The organism is Spirillospora sp. NPDC047418 (assembly GCF_040643275.1).
In the GTDB taxonomy this organism is placed as follows: Bacteria; Actinomycetota; Actinomycetes; order Streptosporangiales; family Streptosporangiaceae; genus Spirillospora.
In genome coordinates, this window is the sequence record NZ_JBEYTW010000114.1 from 12008 (window position 1) to 28227 (window position 16220).

Below are 16220 nucleotides of genomic sequence, written 5' to 3' on the forward strand. Positions count from 1 at the left end.
ACGGGTCAGCCGCGGCGGGCGAGCTCGGCCTCCCCGGCGGCGCGCATCGCCGCCACCGGCACGTCGTCGCGGCCGGTCATCAGCGCCACCTGCCGGACGGCCTGGTGCAGGAGCATCGCGAACCCGCCGACGACCGTCCCGCCGGCCCGCTCGACCGCCGCGGCGAGCGCCGTCGGCCAGGGCGCGTACACCACGTCGAACAGCGCCGCGCCGGACGCGGCGACCGGTCCGGCGAACCCGTCGCCCGCCCGGCCCGGCAGCGTCGACACCACCAGTTCCGCGGGCAGGTGCGCGGTCACCCGGTCGAGCGGCACCACCCGGACCGCGAGCCCGAACCGCTCCCCCACCCGCGCCGCGCCGGCGGCGCGCTCCGGCGCCCGCGCGGCGAGCACCGCCTCGGTCGTGCCGAGCCGGGCGAGCGCGGCGAGCGCGGACCCGGCGGTGGCGCCGCCGCCCAGCACCAGCACCGACGGCGGCGCCTTGACGCCGGCCTCGGTGAGGGCCGCCTCGATGCCGTGCACGTCGGTATTGTCGGCGCGGCGCCGCCCGTCCCGCAGCACGATGGTGTTCGCGCCGCCGACCTTCACCGCGAGGTCGGACACCGAGTCGGCGAGGTCCAGCGCGACCCGTTTGAGCGGCATGGTCAGCGACAGGCCCGCCCACCGCGGGCCGAGGCCGTCCAGCAGCCCGGCGAGGCCGCCCTCGGCGCACTCGATCGCCTCGTAGGACCAGCCGTCCAGGCCCATCGCCGCGTAGGCCGCGCGGTGCAGCACCGGCGACAGCGAATGCGCGATCGGCGACCCGAGCACCGCGGCCCGGCGGCCCGTCTCCCCCGTCACCGGTTCGGATGCGGTCACTGGCCCGGGTGCGCCTTCTGCCACGCCCGGAACTCCTTCTCGATCCGCAGCCGCTCCTCCTCGGTGGTGGCGAACTTGGTGACCTTGTTCGTCGGGTCGGTGGCGATGAAGAACAGCCACGTCCCGTCCGCCGGGGCCAGCGCCGCCTCGATGGCGTCCGGGCCCGGGTTGGCGATCGGGCCGGGCGGCAGGCCCGTGTGCAGGTAGGTGTTGTACGGGGACGGGGTCAGCAGGTCCTTCTCGGTGACCGTCAGCCTCCGCTCGTTCAGCGCGTACAGCACCGTGGTGTCGAACTGCAGCTTCATGCCCTTCTTCACCCGGTTGTAGATCACCCGGGAGATCTTCGGCAGGTCGCTGGGCTTGCCGCCCTCGGCCTGGACGAGGCTGGCGAGCGTGACGACCGTCGCCGGGTTCATCCGCGCCTTGCGCGCCTTGGCGACGAGGTCGGTGCTGCTCGCCTCCTCGTTGAACCGGTCCACCATCTGCTTGAGGATCTGCTCGGCCGAGCCGTTCGGGTCGAGGTCGTAGCGGCCCGGGTACAGGTACCCCTCGACCTTGCCGTTCGCGTACTCCGGCAGCCCGAGCGCCTTCCCCTTCTTCGCGGCGGCCTGGAACTCCTTCACCGAGATCCCGGTCTTCTTCGCCAGCAGCTGGTAGGTCTCGACGGCCCGCCTGCCCTCGGGGATCGTGATCTGGTTCCCGGCCCGCGACTTCGGGTTCAGCAGCAGCGCCATCGCCGCCGCCGACGACATCTCCAGCCGCATCTGGTAGAAGCCCGGCTGGACGCTGGAGGCGCGGGTCTCCTTGGTGTAGACCTTCACGAACGCGCGGGCGCTCTTGACGACGCGGTGCCGCTCCAGCGTCAGGCCGATCACCGAGCCGCTGGCGCCCTCCTTGATCTGGACCGTGACGGCGCCGGAGCCCTGCCCCTCGAAGTCCGGCGGGTGCCACTTGTCGTCGAGCCAGGCGAAGCCGAGGACGCCGCCGGTGCCGAACACCGCCACCAGGAACGCCATCGCGAACAGGGCCGCGGCGCGGCCGTTGCGCCTGCGGCGCTTCTGCCGCTTGCGGACGCGCCGCTGGTCCCGCCTGCCGTACCGCTCGCCCTGCTGCCGCCCGTCGCCGTACGGGTCGGAGAAGAGGTCCACATCGTTCATGAGCTCCCCCGGACGATCTCTCCTGGGGGGTGCCCAGTCAACCGTTCCGCGTCGAGGGCCGCCTGCAGCAGGACCGCCGCGGCGGCCTGGTCGACGACCTTGCGCCTCGCTTGACCATGTACTCCCCCGGCCCGCAGCCCGCTCTCGGCGGTGACGGTGGTGAGCCGCTCGTCGTGGAGCCGGACCGTCCCCGGGGGAAGACGGTCCGCGAGCATGGCCGCGAACCTGCGGGCCGTCCGCGCCGCCGGGCCCTCGCGGCCCGACAACGACGTCGGCAGCCCGACGACGACCTCGATCGCCTCGTACTCGGCGGCGAGCGCCACGAGCCGGTCGATGTCGCCCTTGCCGCTCTTCACGGTCTCCAGCGGGGAGGCGAGGATCCCGCCGGGGTCGCACTTGGCGACCCCGACCCGCACGCTCCCCACATCGACCCCCAACCGGACGCCCCGCCTCATGGCATGGGCTCCGGTCGCCTACCCCGTCGTGCCGGGCTCACGCGGCCCCTACGGCTCGTTCGACGGCGGCGAGCGCGTCGCCGACGGCCGCGGGGTTCGCGCCGCCGCCCTGCGCCAGGTCGTCCTTGCCGCCGCCTCCGCCGCCGAGCGCCTTGGCGGCCAGGCCGACGAGGGCGCCCGCCTTGAGGCCGCGCCCGCGCGCGCCCTCGGTGACGGCGACGACCACGACGGGACGGTCCTTCGGCACGCCGGCGACCATCACGACGGCGGGCCGGGCCGTCAGCCGGCCGCGCACGTCGACGGCGAGCTTGCGCAGGTCGTCGGCACCGGTGCCGTCCGGGGCGCGGTGGCCGACGAACGCGGTGCCGTGCACGTCCCGCGCGCCGTCGGCCAGCGAGCCGGCGATCGCGAGGACCTGCTGGGAGCGGAGCCTGTCCAGCTCCTTCTCGGCGTCCCGCAGCCGGGTGACGACGCCGGAGATCCGCTCGGGGAGCTCCTCCTTGCGGGCCTTCATCTGCTCGGCGAGCTGCGCGACCAGGACGCTCTCGCGGGCGAGGAACCGGAACGCGTCGATGCCGACGAGGGCCTCGACGCGGCGGACGCCGGCGCCGATCGACGCCTCGCCCAGCACCTTGACCAGGCCGAGCTGCCCGGAGCGGGCGACGTGGGTGCCGCCGCACAGCTCGCGGGAGTAGTCGCCGACCTCGACGACGCGGACCTCGTCGCCGTACTTCTCGCCGAACAGCGCGAGCGCGCCCATCGCGCGGGCCTCGTCGATCGAGGTGTGGAAGGCGCGCACGTCCAGGTCGCCGACCAGGACCTCGTTGACCTCGTCCTCGACGTCGCGCAGCACGCTCGGCGGGACGGCGCCGGAGGCGGTGAAGTCGAACCGGAACCGGCCGGGCGAGTTCTCCGAGCCGGCCTGCGCGGCGGACTCGCCGAGCGCGCGGCGGAAACCGGCGTGCACCAGGTGGGTCGCGGTGTGCGAGCGGGAGATCGCGCGGCGCCGCTCCACGTCGACCTCGGCGTAGGCGGTGTCGCCCGCCTGCGCCTCGCCGCTGCGGACGCGGCCGCGGTGCACGATGAGGCCCGCGAGGGGCGCCTGCACGTCCGTGACCTCGATGACGGCGCCGCCGCCGAGCCGGATCAGGCCGTGGTCGGCGAGCTGGCCGCCGCCCTCGGCGTAGAACGGGGTGCGGTCGAGGACGACCTCGACGTCGGTGCCCTCCCCGGCGGCGGGGGCGTTGGCGCCGTTGACGAGGAGCCCGACGAGGCGGGCGTCGCCGGCGAGGCTGCCGTAGCCGGTGAAGTCGACCTTGCCGCCGGCGCCGGTGAGCAGCTCGTCCAGGACGGAGACGTCGAGGTTGCCGGTCTTCTTGTCGCGGGCGTCCTTCTTCGCGCGGTCCCGCTGCTCCTGCATGAGCCGGCGGAAGCCGTCCTCGTCGACCCGCAGGCCCTGCTCGGACGCCATCTCCAGGGTGAGGTCGATCGGGAAGCCGTAGGTGTCGTGCAGCTTGAACGCCTGCTCGCCCGCCAGCGTCGCGGCGCCGGAGCGCTTGGTCTCCTCGACCGCCGTGTCGAAGATCGCGGTGCCGGTGCGGAGCGTCTGGAGGAACGCGCCCTCCTCGGCGTCGATGACCGTGTGGATGTTCGCCGCGGTGCGCGCGAGCTCCGGGTACTGCTCGGCCATCGCGCCGATCGCGACGGCGGTCAGCTCGTGCATGAGGCCGGCGTCCTGGCCGCCGAGCAGCCGCAGGTTGCGGATGGAGCGGCGCAGGATGCGGCGCAGCACGTAGCCGCGGCCCTCGTTGCCGGGGCGGATGCCGTCGGCGACCATCATCGTGCCGCTGCGGACGTGGTCGGCGATGACGCGCAGCGACACGTCCGCGCGGTGGTCGCGGCCGTACCGGGCGCCGGTCAGCCCGGCGGCGCGGTCGAGGACCCGCCACAGGGTGTCGGTCTCGTAGATGTTGTCGACGCCCTGCAGGATCGCCGCCATGCGCTCCAGGCCCATGCCGGTGTCGATGTTCTTGGCGGGCAGGTCGCCGAGGATCGGGAAGTCGGTCTTGCTCTCCCCCGGGCCCCGCTCGTACTGCATGAAGACGAGGTTCCAGACCTCAAGGTAGCGGTCCTCGTCGGCGACGGGGCCGCCCTCGCGGCCGTACTCGGGGCCGCGGTCGTAGTAGATCTCCGAGCAGGGCCCGCACGGGCCGGGGACGCCCATCGACCAGAAGTTGTCCTCCATGCCGCGCCGCTGGATGCGGTCGAGGGGGACGCCGACCTTGTCGTGCCAGATGCGCTGCGCCTCGTCGTCGTCCTTGAAGACGGTGACCCACAGCTTCTCCTCGGGGAAGCCGAAGCCGCCGTCCTCGCGGGAGGCGGTCAGCAGCTCCCAGGCGAACGGGATCGCCTGCTCCTTGAAGTAGTCGCCGATGGAGAAGTTGCCCAGCATCTGGAAGAACGTGGCGTGCCGGGTGGTCTTGCCGACCTCCTCGATGTCCGGCGTCCGCACGCACTTCTGCGCGCTGGTCATCCGGGCGGACGGCGGCGTGCGCTGCCCGAGGAAGTAGGGCTTGAAGGGGACCATGCCGGCGTTGACCAGCAGCAGGGTCGGGTCCTCGGCGACCAGGCTGGCCGAGGGCACCACCGTGTGCCCGCGCTCCTCGAAGAATGCGAGGAAGCGGCGGGCGACCTCTGCCGACTCCATGATCAGTGGCCATCCTTGTCGTCGTCGATGATCGTGTATCGCGCCTTCAGCACCCGGCGGGGCGGGGACCCCCGCAGCCCGGGAACCTCGGCGTCCGGCGGAGCCTGGTCCATGCGGACGGCCTCGCGCAGCTCCTCTTCGCGGGCCTGCATACCGGTACGGACGTCGGCCGCGAAATGCCTCAGCCGATCCCCGGTGCCCTTCCCCGTCGCCACCGCGCGCATCGCCACCCCCTCGGGGGACAGGCTGCGCGCGACCGCCTCCACGCGCCGCTTGACGCGGTGCGTGGCGTAGACGCCGGCCCCGGCGCCCACCGAGAGCCAGAACAGCCGCCTCATCGCCGTCCCTTCCCCTGGGAGCGCGCCTGAAGCTGCGGCCGGCCGGACGCCGCGCGCCCGTCGCCGTCGCTCTTGAGGGCCTTGCGGACGCCGTAGGAGAAGGCCGCGGCCTTCACCAGCGGGCCGCCCACGACCGAGGTCATGACCGTGGTGACGGCCGAGACGTTCTGGGTGACGCCGGCGACCTGCTTGGTGATGACGTCGGTGCGGCCGAGCTGCTCGTTGGCGCGCTGCACCGTGCGGCTCATGTCGTCCAGCAGGGGCGCGGCCTGGTCGCCGAGCTCGCGGACGACCTTGCCGGCCTCCCCGAGGAGCCGGGAGAGCTTCAGCAGGGTCAGCGCGATGAACGCGACGAGCACCGCCCAGAAAACGGCCACGATGAGACCTGCGAGCTGTCCACCAGTGAGCATCGGGCTTTCCGTTCGTGCGAATACGGTTCGGGCCGGTTACGGCGTGACAGACCTTACCGGTCGGCACGGCCTTGTGCCGGTATCACCGGCCCGGTCGAAACGATCAGCGCCGGTCGCCGGTGCCGCGCAGCACGGAGCGGATCCGCGCGAGCACCTCGGTGAACCGCGCCTCCGCGCCGTGCCTGGTCGGGCGATAGTACTCCCGCCCGTCGACCGAGTCGGGCGCGTACTGCTGCCGGACGACGCCGCCGGGGTGGTCGTGCGCGTACTGGTAGCCCTGCCCGTGCCCGACCTTCGCGGCGCCCTTGTAGTGGGAGTCGCGCAGATGCCCGGGGACGGGCCCGGCCAGGCCCTTGCGGACGTCGCCGAGCGCCCCGTCCACCGCCGTGATCACCGCGTTGGACTTGGGCGCGAGGGCCAGGTGGATCACCGCCTGGGCCAGGTTGATGCGGGCCTCGGGCAGCCCGACGAACTCCACCGCCTGCGCGGCGGCCACCGCGGTCTGCAGCGCGGTCGGGTCGGCCATGCCGACGTCCTCGCTGGCGTGCACGATCAGCCGCCGGGCGATGAACCGCGGGTCCTCCCCGGCCTCGATCATGCGGGCGAGGTAGTGCAGCGCCGCGTCGGCGTCGCTGCCGCGGATGCTCTTGATGAACGCGCTGATGACGTCGTAGTGCTGGTCGCCCTCGCGGTCGTAGCGGACGGCGGCCCGGTCGACGGCCTTCTCCAGCACGCCGGCGTCGATCACGCCGCCGGCGTCGACGACGAGGGCGGCCGCCTCCAGGTAGGTGAGCGTGCGGCGGGCGTCGCCCCCGGCGAGCCGGACGAGGTGGTCCTCGGCGGCGGGGTCGAGGGTCACCGCGCCGCCCAGGCCGCGCTCGTCGGCGAGCGCGCGGCGGATCACCTCGCGCAGGTCGTCCTCGCCGAGCGGCTCCAGCGTGAGCAGCAGCGAGCGGGACAGCAGCGGGCTGATGACGGAGAAGAACGGGTTCTCGGTGGTGGCGCCGATGAACGACACCCAGCGGTTCTCCACGGCGGGGAGCAGGGCGTCCTGCTGGGCCTTGTTGAACCGGTGGACCTCGTCGACGAACAGGACCGTCTGCCGGCCCGCCATGCCGAGCTCGCGGCGGGCCAGGTCGATCTCGGCGCGGACCCGCTTGACGCCGTCGGTGACCGCGGAGATCTCCACGAACCGGCGGGAGGTGACCCGGCTGACGACCGTGGCGAGGGTCGTCTTCCCGGTGCCCGGCGGGCCCCACAGGACCAGGGACATCGGCACGTCCCGGTCGACGAGCTGCCGGATCGGGGTGCCGGGGCCGAGCAGATGGCCCTGCCCGACGACCTCGTCCAGCGTGCGGGGACGCATCCGGACCGCGAGCGGCTGCTCCGCGCCGGGGCCGGCAGCGCGCGGCGGCGCGGCCTCCGCCGCCGGGACGGCCGAGCCGCCCGGCTCCCGCCCCGGCGCGTCGAAAAGGCCCTCCGGCTCGCCCGATTCCGCCCCGCTGGTCACGCTCCGACACTATCCCCCGGCACGGACACACCGGGACGTCCCGCGGCCGTGCGCCGGGGCCGGGAACCCGGGGATAGGCTGCGGCGTTGGAACAGCCCGAATGGCGCATTCAGGAGCGTGACGGTGTCCGGTACGGCCCTGCATCGGCGCCACGGGCCGGCCGGGCTGCTCGTGGCGCTGTTCGTCGTGGCGGGGCTGGTGTTCAGCTACGGGCTGGGCCACGGCCCGCCGCCGCGCGTGTGCACCGAGCACGCCGTGACCGTGCCCGTCGACAGCCTGCCCACCGACGGCGGGCAGCAGCCGGCGGCGTCGGCGTCGGCTTCGGCGTCACAGGGCATGCCCCAACTCGCCGCCGCGGCGTTCGGCGCGCCCGCCAAGCCGCCGCCGCACACGCCGCTCGGCGTGTGCCTGTGCGCGGCCGTCCTGTTCACCCTCCTGCTGCTGGCGCTGGCCACCGGGCCGCGCCGGCCCCTCTCGCGCGTCCCCGCGCGCACCGGCTGGGCGCTCCCGCCGCCGCCCGGTGCCGCGTCCACCCCGGCGTTCCCGCCGGTCCTCGAGGTGCTCCGGCTGTGATGAGCCGGCCGTAAGGCCGCACGCACCGCCGTACCGCCGCCCTCGCCGGCGGCGCGGCACGGCGCTGCCCGCATCCCGTCATGAACCGCAGCACCCCCCGAGAGGAACGCTCGCATGTCCAAGAGCGCCCGTATCAAGAACACCCGCGACCAGGGCAAGAACGCCAAGAAGAAGAAGAACGCGCTGACGCGGCGCGAGGTCCCGTGGGGCGGCATCGCCTTCTTCACCGTCATCGGCCTCGTCGCGGTCATCGCCATCGGCTACACGTTCGCGCAGACCAGGTCGTCGTCCGCGGACACCTCGATCGCGGGCCTGGTCGTCAAGGACGACCTCGGCCGCGACCACACCACCGGGGCCGTCGAGTACGAGACCGACCCGCCGATGGGCGGCGACCACAACCCGGTCTGGCAGAACTGCGACGGCCGCGTGTACGACGCGCCGCTGAAGAACGAGAACGCCGTGCACTCCCTGGAGCACGGCGCCGTCTGGATCACCTACCGCCCCGGCCTCGCCGCCGACCAGCTCGCCCTGCTCAAGGGCAAGGTCACCGGCACCGACTACACGATGCTGAGCCCGTACCCGTCCCAGGACGCGCCGCTCAAGCTCACCGCCTGGGGGCACCAGCTCACGCCGGACGGCGCCTCCGACCCGCGCGTGGACGAGTTCCTGCGCGGCTTCGTGCAGGGCCCGCAGACGCCCGAGCCGGGCGCGGCCTGCAGCGGCGCCAAGGACGCCCCGTGAGCGAGGGCACCGCGGCACCGCGGGGGCGGCGGGCCACCGTCGTCCTCGCGGTCCTCGTCCTGCTCGCCGGGGCCGCGCTGGTGGCCCGGGCGGTCACCGGCGGCCCCGGCGCGGACGGCCCCGAGGCCGGGTTCGCCCGCGACATGAGCGCCCACCACGCGCAGGCGGTGCGGATGTCGTTCATCGTCCGGGACCGCACCGACGACCCGGAGGTCGGGCTGCTGGCCTACGACATCATCACGACGCAGCAGGCCCAGATCGGGATGATGACGGCCTGGCTGGACGAGTGGGGGCTGCCGAAGACCGACCCGTCCGGCCCCATGCGCTGGATGTCGGGGCACGGCGGCCACCGGGGCGGCGCGTCCGCCATGCCGGGGATGGCCACCCGCGAGCAGCTCGCCGAGCTGGAGAAGGCGTCCGGCCGCGCCGCCGAGGTCCTGTTCCTGCGGCTGATGACCGCCCACCACCGGGGCGGCGTCGACATGGCCGAGGCGGTGCTGGCCCGCACCGGGCACGACCGGGTGCGGCGGCTGGCCGGGACGATGGTCACCGGCCAGCGGTCGGAGATCGCGCAGATGAACGCGATGCTCCGGGAGCGCGGCGCACCCACTGCGTGATCGTGACCCCCGACCTTCGCGATAGCGCTTGACAGCGCGGTCGTATCGCGGGTCACTGACCACCATGGCTCACAACCTCAGCGGCTACCACCGGGCCCTCGACCTCTTCGAGGGCCTGGTCGCCGCCGTCCCCCGGGACGGCTGGGAGGCGCCGTCGCCCTGCGCGGGGTGGACCGCCCGGGACGTCGCCGGCCACGTGACCGGCGGCCAGTACCTGGTCCGGGCGCTGGCCACCGGGGAGCCCGAGCCGGACGTCGGCCGGGACCCGGCCCGGTTCGTCCCCGGCGACGTGCTGATGAGCTGGCGGACGGCCCGCAAGGAGTGCGCGGCGGCGCTCACCCCGGACGCCCTGGGCCGCGCCATCCCGTTCGCCGGCCTCGGCGAACTCCCGCTGAGCGACTACCTGGAGGGCTACATCCTGGAGCCGCTCGTGCACGCCTGGGACCTGGCGCGCGCGACGGGCCGGCCGGCGCGTCTGGACCCGGACCTCGTCCACCACGCCTTCGCGACGGCGCAGGTGGTCGCCGCGCCGCTGCGCGCCGCAGGACGCCTGGGCCCGCCCCTGCCCGCCCCGCGGGGCGCCGACGAGCAGACCAGGATGCTCGCCTTCCTGGGCCGGACGGCCTAGCGGGGGCCGGACGGCCTAGCGGGTCAGGAGAACTCGGCGAGGGTGCGTTCGGCCTCTTCGAGCCAGGCGCGGCGGGCGGTCAGGGCCTCCTCGGCCTCCTTGACGTCCTTGTCGCGGCCGGCGTCGCGGGCCTTGCCGAGGCGCTTCTCCAGCTGCTCGATGGAGCTGCGCAGCTGCCCGACCGTGGCCTCGGCGCGGGCGCGGGCCTCGGGGTTGGTGCGGCGCCACTCGTTCTCCTCGGCGGCGCGGACGGTCTCCTCGATCTTGCGGAGCCGGCCCTCCAGGCGGTCGCGCTGGTCGCGCGGGACCATGCCGGCGGCCTCCCAGCGCTCCTGGACGGCGCGCAGCGCCTGGCGGGCCTGCCGGACGTCCCTGACGGGCAGCAGCCGCTCGGCCTCGGCGAGGATCTTCTCCTTCTCCTCGGCGTTGCCGCGGAACTCGGCGTCGCGCTCGGCGAACGCGGCGCCGCGGGCCTGGAAGAAGGTGTCCTGGGCGCCTTTGAAGCGGGCCCACAGGTCCTCTTCGGCGTCCCGGGAGGCGCGCCCGGCGCTCTTCCAGCGGCGCATCAGGTCGCGGTAGGCGGCGGCGGTCTCGCCCCAGTCGGTGGAGCCGGCCATCGCCTCGGCCTCGGCGACGAGGTGCTCCTTCTCCCGGCGGGACACCTCGCGCTGGTCGTCGAGGGTGGCGAAGTAGGCCTTGCGGCGCTTGGTGAAGGCGTTGCGGGCGGACGACAGCCGCTTCCACAGCGCGGTCTCGGTGGGCCGGTCGATGCGGTCGGCGGCCTTCCACTCCTCGACCAGCCGGCGCAGGCGCTCGCCGCCGTTCTTCCAGTGCGTCTCCTCGGCCGCGATGCGCTCGGCCTCGGCGACGATCCGCTCCTTGACCTCGCGGGCCTCGCTGCGGTGCTGCTCGCGCTGGGCCTTGACCTCCTCGCGGCGCCGCCCGACCCGCTCGGTCAGGCCGTCCAGCCGCCGGGCGAGCGCGTCGAGGTCGCCGACGGCGTGCGCCCCGGCGACGGACTCGCGGAGCCGGTCGACGCTCTGCTGCGCCTGCGCGGGCTGCAGGTCGGTGGTGCGGACCCGCTGCTCGAGCAGGCCGATCTCGGTCACCAGCGCGTCGTACTTGCGCTTGAAGTAGGCCAGGGCCTCTTCGGGCGCGCCGGCCTGCCAGGAGCCGACGACCCGCTCGCCGTCGGCCGTCCTGACGTACACGGTGCCGTCCTCGTCCACCCGGCCCCAGGGATCGGTCGCGCTGGACACCCTTGCCTCCTGAATCGCGGATCCGGACGGCTCACGCACTCCGGACCCTCCACACCTTAGTATCCCGTTCGCCTATTTCCCGGCGATCGTGACGTCCTGGATTTCGACCTTCGTCTTGGGCTTGCCGTCGCCGTCCGGCTCCGAACCGCCCTTGGCGATCTTCTTGAGCACGTCCAGCCCCTTGGTGATCTTGCCGAACACCGTGTAGTCCGGCGGGAGCTGCGAGTCCTTGTAGACCATGAAGAACTGGGAGCCGTTGGAGTCCGGCTGGCTCGAGTGCGCCATGGCGAGCGTGCCCTCGGTGTAGGTCGCGCCGTCGGTGTTCTCGTTGGCGAACCGGTAGCCGGGCCCGCCGCTGCCCGACGCCGTCGGGTCGCCGCACTGCAGGACGTTGAGGCCGCCGCTCGTCATCCGGTGGCACTCGGTCTTGTCGTAGAAGTTCTCCTGCGCCAGGAACGCGAAGGAGTTCACCGTGCACGGCGCCTTGTCGCCGTACAGCTGCATCTCCACATCGCCCTGGTTCGTCTTCATCGTGGCCTGGACGATGCCGGGGTGGGCGGGCTTGCCCGGAGGCCGGCCGACGTCCTTGGGCGTGCTCCCCTGCGTGTCGCCCTTGTAGACGCACTGCGGCCCCGCGGCGGCCGTGGACTCGTCCTGCTTGAGCACCATGAACGCGGCGGCGCCCGCGACGACCACCGCGACCGCGGCGACCGACCCGATGATCTTGAGGCGGCGCGCCCGCGCCGCCTCCTGCGCACGCCGCTGCTGCTGGCGCTCGTAGCGCTGCCGCGCGAGCTCCTTCTTGCGGTCCTTCCCCGCCACGTGCCTCGCCTCTCCGGTGTGATCAGGTGAACGTGCAGCGCATAGTAGCGGTACCGGGGAGTAAAAGCGCTGCCGCGTTCAGGGAGCGTTCAGGGACCGCCCCGGGCCGCGACACGGCGACGGCCCTATCTCGTTCGCGGTGGCCGCGGCCGCGCCGGTACCCTCGGACACGCCCACCCGAGATGGCTCCAAGGAAGGACGACCGTGCTCGTCGCCGGGTTCCCCGCTGGATCGTTCGCCGCGAACTGCTACGTCGTGGCGCCCGCCGCGGGTGAGGAGTGCGTGATCATCGACCCCGGCCAGGACGCCGAGGCCGGGATCGAGGAGCTCCTGCGCGAGCACCGGCTGAAGCCGGTCGCGGTGCTGCTGACGCACGGCCACATCGACCATGTCTGGTCGGTGGCGCCGGTCTGCGGCGCCAAGGACGTCCCCGCCTACATCCACCCCGACGACCGCGACCTGCTCACCGATCCCGCGAAGGGCCTGTCGCTCGGCCCCGGGCAGCAGCTGTTCGGCGGCCTGGAGCTGTCCGAGCCGGACGACGTGCGCGAACTCGCGGACGGCGCGGCGCTCGACCTGGCCGGGCTGAGCTTCACCGTCGGCCACGCCCCGGGCCATACGCCCGGGTCGGTGACGTTCCGCACCCCGCGGACCGAGCAGATCCCGGACGTGATGTTCACCGGCGACCTGCTGTTCGCGGGGTCGATCGGGCGCACCGACCTGCCGGGCGGATCGTACGAGGAGATCCTCGCCAGCCTGTCCCGGGTGTGCCTGACCATGCCCGACGACACCGCCGTCCTGCCCGGCCACGGGGAGCAGACCACAATCGGCCGCGAGCGCGCGACGAACCCGTTCCTCTCCGGGCTTGCGCCGGAGGGTTCAGGGGGGTCGTCCCCCCTGAGCGAGACGGCCGCGCCCGCGGACGGACCCAACAAGGGATTCTGAGCCTAAAAGACCATGAGTTCGAGTTTCCGGGCCCCCAAGGGGGTCAGTGAGTACGTCCCGCCGCGCGCGGACCTCTTCTACGCCATCCGGGAGGCGTTCGCCGAGCAGGCGCGGCTGGCCGGCTACGGCTACCTGGAGCTGGCCGTCTTCGAGGACACCAACCTGTTCCGGCGCGGGGTCGGCGAGTCCACCGACGTGGTGTCCAAGGAGATGTACACGTTCGAGGACCGGGGCGGCCGGTCGCTGACGCTGCGTCCCGAGTTCACCGCGTCGGTGCTGCGCGCCGTCCTGGAGAACAACCTGCACAAGGGCGCCCTGCCGGTGAAGGTGTGGACGACCGGCGCCGCGTTCCGCGCCGAGCGCCCGCAGCAGGGCCGCTACCGGCAGTTCTACCAGCTCGACCTGGAGGCGATCGGCAGCGAGGACCCGCAGGTCGACGCCGAGACCATCGCGATCGCGGCGGACTGGTACCGGTCCCTCGGGCTGACCCGGGTGCGGCTGCTGCTGAACTCGCTGGGCTGCAAGGAGTGCCGTCCCGCCTACCGGGCCCTGCTGCAGGAGTTCCTGCGCGGCCTGGACCTGGACGAGGACACCCGCGCCCGCGTGGAGATCAACCCGCTGCGCGTCCTGGACGACAAGCGCCCCAGGGTGCGCGAGCAGCTCGCGGGCGCGCCGCTGATGGCCGACCACCTGTGCCCGGCGTGCAAGGCCCACCACGACCGGGTCCGGGAGCTGCTCGCCGACCTCGGCATCGGGTGGGAGGACACGCCCACCCTCGTCCGCGGCCTCGACTACTACACCCGCACGACCTACGAGTTCGACCACCCGCTGCTCGGCGCCCAGTCCGGGATCGGCGGCGGCGGCCGCTACGACGGCCTCTCCGAGGACATCGGCGGCCCCCCGCTGCCCGGCATCGGGTTCGGCCTCGGCCTGGACCGCACCATCCTGGCCCTGGAAGCCGAGTCGCAGGAGCGGGAGGGCGCGGAGTTCGCCGCGAAGCCGCGCTGCGAGGTGTTCGGCGTCGCGCTCGGCGACACCGCCGAGCGCCGCGTGTTCGCGCTCGTCGCCGAGCTGCGCCGCGCCGGGATCGCCGCCGACATGGCGTTCGGCGGCAAGAAGCTGAAGGGCGCCATGAAGGACGCGGACCGCTCCGGCGCCCGCTACGCCGTGATCCTCGGGGAGCGAGATATCGCGGACGGCGTCGCCCAGGTCAAGGACCTGGCCGAGGGCGAGCAGACCGCCGTCCCGCTCACCGAACTCACCACGACGTTGAAGGAGAGGCTCACCCGATGATCCGCACCCACGAGGCGGGCACGCTCCGCGAGGAGCACGCCGGGCAGCAGGTCGTGCTGGCCGGCTGGGTCGGCCGCCGCCGCGACCACGGCGGCGTCACGTTCATCGACCTGCGCGACGCCTCCGGCACCGCCCAGGTCGTCTTCCGCGAGGAGGACACCGCGCACGACCTGCGCTCGGAGTTCTGCGTCAAGGTCGTCGGCGAGGTCCGCGTCCGCCCCGAGGGCAACGAGAACCCGGAGCTGCCCACCGGCGGCATCGAGGTCGCCGCCGCCGACATCGAGGTGCTGGCGGACGCGGCGCCGCTGCCGTTCCCCATCGAGGGCGACGTCAACGTCAACGAGGAGATCCGGCTCAAGTACCGGTACCTCGACCTGCGCCGCGACGCCGTCGCCCGCGCGATGAGGATCCGCTCGGAGGCGTCGTTCCTCGTGCACGAGGTGATGCGCGAGCACGGCTTCGTCAACGTCGAGACGCCGACCCTCACCCGGTCGACGCCCGAGGGCGCCCGCGACTTCCTCGTCCCCGTCCGGCTCAAGCCCGGCCACTGGTACGCGCTGCCGCAGTCGCCGCAGCTGTTCAAGCAGCTGCTCATGGTCGGCGGGCTGGAGCGCTACTACCAGATCGCGCGCTGCTACCGCGACGAGGACTTCCGCGCCGACCGGCAGCCGGAGTTCACCCAGATCGACATCGAGATGTCGTTCGCCGACCAGGACGACGTCCTGAAGGTCGGCGAGGACCTCGTGGCGCGCCTCTGGAAGGACGTCGCCGGCTACGAGATCCCCCTCCCGATCCCCCACATCACCTACGCCGACGCGATGGCCCGGTACGGCTCCGACAAGCCGGACCTGCGCTTCGGCCTGGAACTGACCGAGATGACCGAGTACTTCGCCGGCACGTCGTTCCGCGTGTTCCAGGCCCCGTACGTCGGCGCGGTCGTGATGCCGGGCGGCGCCGCCCAGACCCGCAAGGAGCTGGACGGCTGGCAGGACTGGGCGAAGGCCCGCGGCGCCCGCGGCCTCGCCTACGTCCTCGTCCAGGAGGACGGCACCCTCGGCGGCCCGGTCGCCAAGAACCTCTCCGACGCCGAGAAGGAGGGGCTGGCCGCCAAGACCGGCGCGGCCCCCGGCGACGCGGTCTTCTTCGGGGCCGGCAAGCGGCACGCCACCCAGGAGCTGCTCGGCGCGGCCCGCCTGGAGATCGGCCGCCGCCGCGACCTGATCGACGCGTCCGCCTGGAAGTTCGTCTGGGTCGTGGACGCCCCGATCTTCGAGCCCGTCGAGGACGACAAGGGCGAGCAGATCGGCTGGACGTCCGTCCACCACCCGTTCACCGCGCCGAAGCCGGAGTACGCCGGCACCTTCCACGAGGACCCGGGCGCTGCCCTCGCCGACGCCTACGACCTCGTCCTGAACGGCAACGAGATCGGCGGCGGCTCCATCCGCATCCACCGCGCCGAAATGCAGCAGCGCGTCTTCGACGTCCTCGGCCTGTCCAAGCAGGAGGCGGAGTCGAAGTTCGGCTTCCTGCTGGAGGCGTTCAAGTTCGGCCCGCCCCCGCACGGCGGCATCGCGTTCGGCTGGGACCGCACGGTCATGCTCCTCGCCGGCCAGGACTCGATCCGCGACGTGATCGCCTTCCCGAAGGCCGCGTCGGGCTACGACCCGCTGACCGCCGCGCCGACCCCGATCACCCCGCAGCAGCGCGCCGAGGCCGGTGTCGACGTCGTCCCCGAGGACGACGAGGCCGAAGGCTGACCAGCCCGCGCATACGGAGGCGGGCGCCGGGGGGGGGCGCCGCCCCGGGGGGCCCGGGGGCCCATCGTCCCCCGGGCGAACCCGCCCGCCACCGAGCCGCCACCGAGCAGCCACCGTCGTGCCGTCCGCATACGCTGGGCGCGTGCAGCCC

At 73.5% G+C, this 16220-nt stretch carries 16 protein-coding genes; 7 read left to right on the forward strand and 9 right to left on the reverse strand.

What is annotated here, in order from left to right; all coding sequences use genetic code 11:
- Positions 1-5 precede the first annotated feature (5 nt).
- The 7 genes from ABZ806_RS39615 to ABZ806_RS39645 form a co-directional block, all read right to left on the reverse strand.
- Positions 6-857, reverse strand: coding sequence for a shikimate dehydrogenase (locus tag ABZ806_RS39615; protein ID WP_500223716.1), 852 nt, complete (start codon positions 855-857; stop codon positions 6-8).
- Positions 854-2014: an endolytic transglycosylase MltG gene (gene mltG / locus ABZ806_RS39620; protein WP_500223718.1), complete on the reverse strand. Its 1161-nt coding sequence runs from the start codon at positions 2012-2014 to the stop codon at positions 854-856. Before mltG ends, ABZ806_RS39615 begins: the two co-directional genes overlap by 4 nt.
- Positions 2011-2469 (reverse strand): Holliday junction resolvase RuvX, encoded by a 459-nt coding sequence (gene ruvX / locus ABZ806_RS39625; protein ID WP_500223720.1) that lies wholly within the window; start codon positions 2467-2469, stop codon positions 2011-2013. Before ruvX ends, mltG begins: the two co-directional genes overlap by 4 nt.
- 37 nt (positions 2470-2506) lie before the next feature.
- Positions 2507-5176 (reverse strand): alanine--tRNA ligase, encoded by a 2670-nt coding sequence (gene alaS, locus ABZ806_RS39630; RefSeq protein ID WP_500223722.1) that lies wholly within the window; start codon positions 5174-5176, stop codon positions 2507-2509.
- A 2-nt stretch (positions 5177-5178) separates the two neighbouring features.
- A complete protein-coding gene (locus tag ABZ806_RS39635; RefSeq protein ID WP_500223724.1) occupies positions 5179-5514 on the reverse strand; it encodes a DUF6167 family protein in 336 nt (111 codons plus the stop codon).
- Positions 5511-5891 carry a DUF948 domain-containing protein gene (locus ABZ806_RS39640; RefSeq protein WP_500223726.1) on the reverse strand — a complete coding sequence of 127 codons (381 nt, stop codon included), beginning with the start codon at positions 5889-5891 and terminating at the stop codon, positions 5511-5513. Before ABZ806_RS39640 ends, ABZ806_RS39635 begins: the two co-directional genes overlap by 4 nt.
- A gap of 136 nt (positions 5892-6027) precedes the next feature.
- The gene (locus ABZ806_RS39645; protein WP_500223747.1) at positions 6028-7290 is read right to left on the reverse strand and encodes a replication-associated recombination protein A; all 1263 of its coding nucleotides are present in this window, start codon (positions 7288-7290) and stop codon (positions 6028-6030) included.
- Positions 7291-7557: 267 nt separating this feature from the next.
- Here ABZ806_RS39645 and ABZ806_RS39650 point away from each other — a divergent pair, with 267 nt between their 5' ends.
- The 4 genes from ABZ806_RS39650 (at position 7558) to ABZ806_RS39665 (ending at position 9993) form a co-directional block, all read left to right on the forward strand.
- On the forward strand, positions 7558-8007 hold the full coding sequence (locus ABZ806_RS39650) for a hypothetical protein (protein ID WP_500223728.1): 450 nt from the start codon (positions 7558-7560) through the stop codon (positions 8005-8007).
- Positions 8008-8121: 114 nt separating this feature from the next.
- Positions 8122-8748, forward strand: coding sequence for a thioredoxin-like domain-containing protein (locus tag ABZ806_RS39655; protein ID WP_500223729.1), 627 nt, complete (start codon positions 8122-8124; stop codon positions 8746-8748).
- Positions 8745-9365, forward strand: coding sequence for a DUF305 domain-containing protein (locus ABZ806_RS39660; protein WP_500223731.1), 621 nt, complete (start codon positions 8745-8747; stop codon positions 9363-9365). Before ABZ806_RS39655 ends, ABZ806_RS39660 begins: the two co-directional genes overlap by 4 nt.
- Positions 9366-9429: 64 nt before the next feature.
- Positions 9430-9993, forward strand: coding sequence for a TIGR03086 family metal-binding protein (locus ABZ806_RS39665; RefSeq protein ID WP_500223733.1), 564 nt, complete (start codon positions 9430-9432; stop codon positions 9991-9993).
- 23 nt (positions 9994-10016) lie between these two features.
- On the opposite strand, the gene ABZ806_RS39670 is transcribed toward ABZ806_RS39665, so the two are convergent.
- Together ABZ806_RS39670 and ABZ806_RS39675 are read right to left on the reverse strand one after the other, a co-directional pair.
- On the reverse strand, positions 10017-11252 hold the full coding sequence (locus tag ABZ806_RS39670; protein ID WP_500223735.1) for a DUF349 domain-containing protein: 1236 nt from the start codon (positions 11250-11252) through the stop codon (positions 10017-10019).
- Between the two features lie 72 nt (positions 11253-11324).
- Positions 11325-12074 carry a peptidylprolyl isomerase gene (locus ABZ806_RS39675; RefSeq protein ID WP_500223737.1) on the reverse strand — a complete coding sequence of 250 codons (750 nt, stop codon included), beginning with the start codon at positions 12072-12074 and terminating at the stop codon, positions 11325-11327.
- Positions 12075-12278: 204 nt separating this feature from the next.
- On the opposite strand from ABZ806_RS39675, the gene ABZ806_RS39680 reads away from it, so the two are divergent.
- The 3 genes from ABZ806_RS39680 to aspS are packed head-to-tail and all read left to right on the forward strand — an operon-like array spanning position 12279 to position 16069.
- A complete protein-coding gene (locus ABZ806_RS39680; RefSeq protein WP_500223739.1) occupies positions 12279-13019 on the forward strand; it encodes an MBL fold metallo-hydrolase in 741 nt (246 codons plus the stop codon).
- A gap of 12 nt (positions 13020-13031) precedes the next feature.
- On the forward strand, positions 13032-14312 hold the full coding sequence (gene hisS, locus ABZ806_RS39685; RefSeq protein WP_500223741.1) for a histidine--tRNA ligase: 1281 nt from the start codon (positions 13032-13034) through the stop codon (positions 14310-14312).
- On the forward strand, positions 14309-16069 hold the full coding sequence (gene aspS / locus ABZ806_RS39690; RefSeq protein ID WP_500223743.1) for an aspartate--tRNA ligase: 1761 nt from the start codon (positions 14309-14311) through the stop codon (positions 16067-16069). The genes hisS and aspS overlap by 4 nt, the downstream gene beginning before the upstream one ends.
- Positions 16070-16220: the final 151 nt, after the last annotated feature.

Coding starts and splice junctions, on each gene's coding strand:
- mltG (WP_500223718.1), bottom strand. CDS start 2,014: ATGAACGATGTGGACCTCTTCTCCGACCCGTACGGCGACGGGCGGCAG.
- ruvX (WP_500223720.1), bottom strand. CDS start 2,469: ATGAGGCGGGGCGTCCGGTTGGGGGTCGATGTGGGGAGCGTGCGGGTC.
- alaS (WP_500223722.1), bottom strand. CDS start 5,176: ATGGAGTCGGCAGAGGTCGCCCGCCGCTTCCTCGCATTCTTCGAGGAG.
- ABZ806_RS39635 (WP_500223724.1), bottom strand. CDS start 5,514: ATGAGGCGGCTGTTCTGGCTCTCGGTGGGCGCCGGGGCCGGCGTCTAC.
- ABZ806_RS39645 (WP_500223747.1), bottom strand. CDS start 7,290: ATGCGTCCCCGCACGCTGGACGAGGTCGTCGGGCAGGGCCATCTGCTC.
- ABZ806_RS39655 (WP_500223729.1), top strand. CDS start 8,122: ATGTCCAAGAGCGCCCGTATCAAGAACACCCGCGACCAGGGCAAGAAC.
- ABZ806_RS39665 (WP_500223733.1), top strand. CDS start 9,430: ATGGCTCACAACCTCAGCGGCTACCACCGGGCCCTCGACCTCTTCGAG.
- hisS (WP_500223741.1), top strand. CDS start 13,032: ATGAGTTCGAGTTTCCGGGCCCCCAAGGGGGTCAGTGAGTACGTCCCG.
- aspS (WP_500223743.1), top strand. CDS start 14,309: ATGATCCGCACCCACGAGGCGGGCACGCTCCGCGAGGAGCACGCCGGG.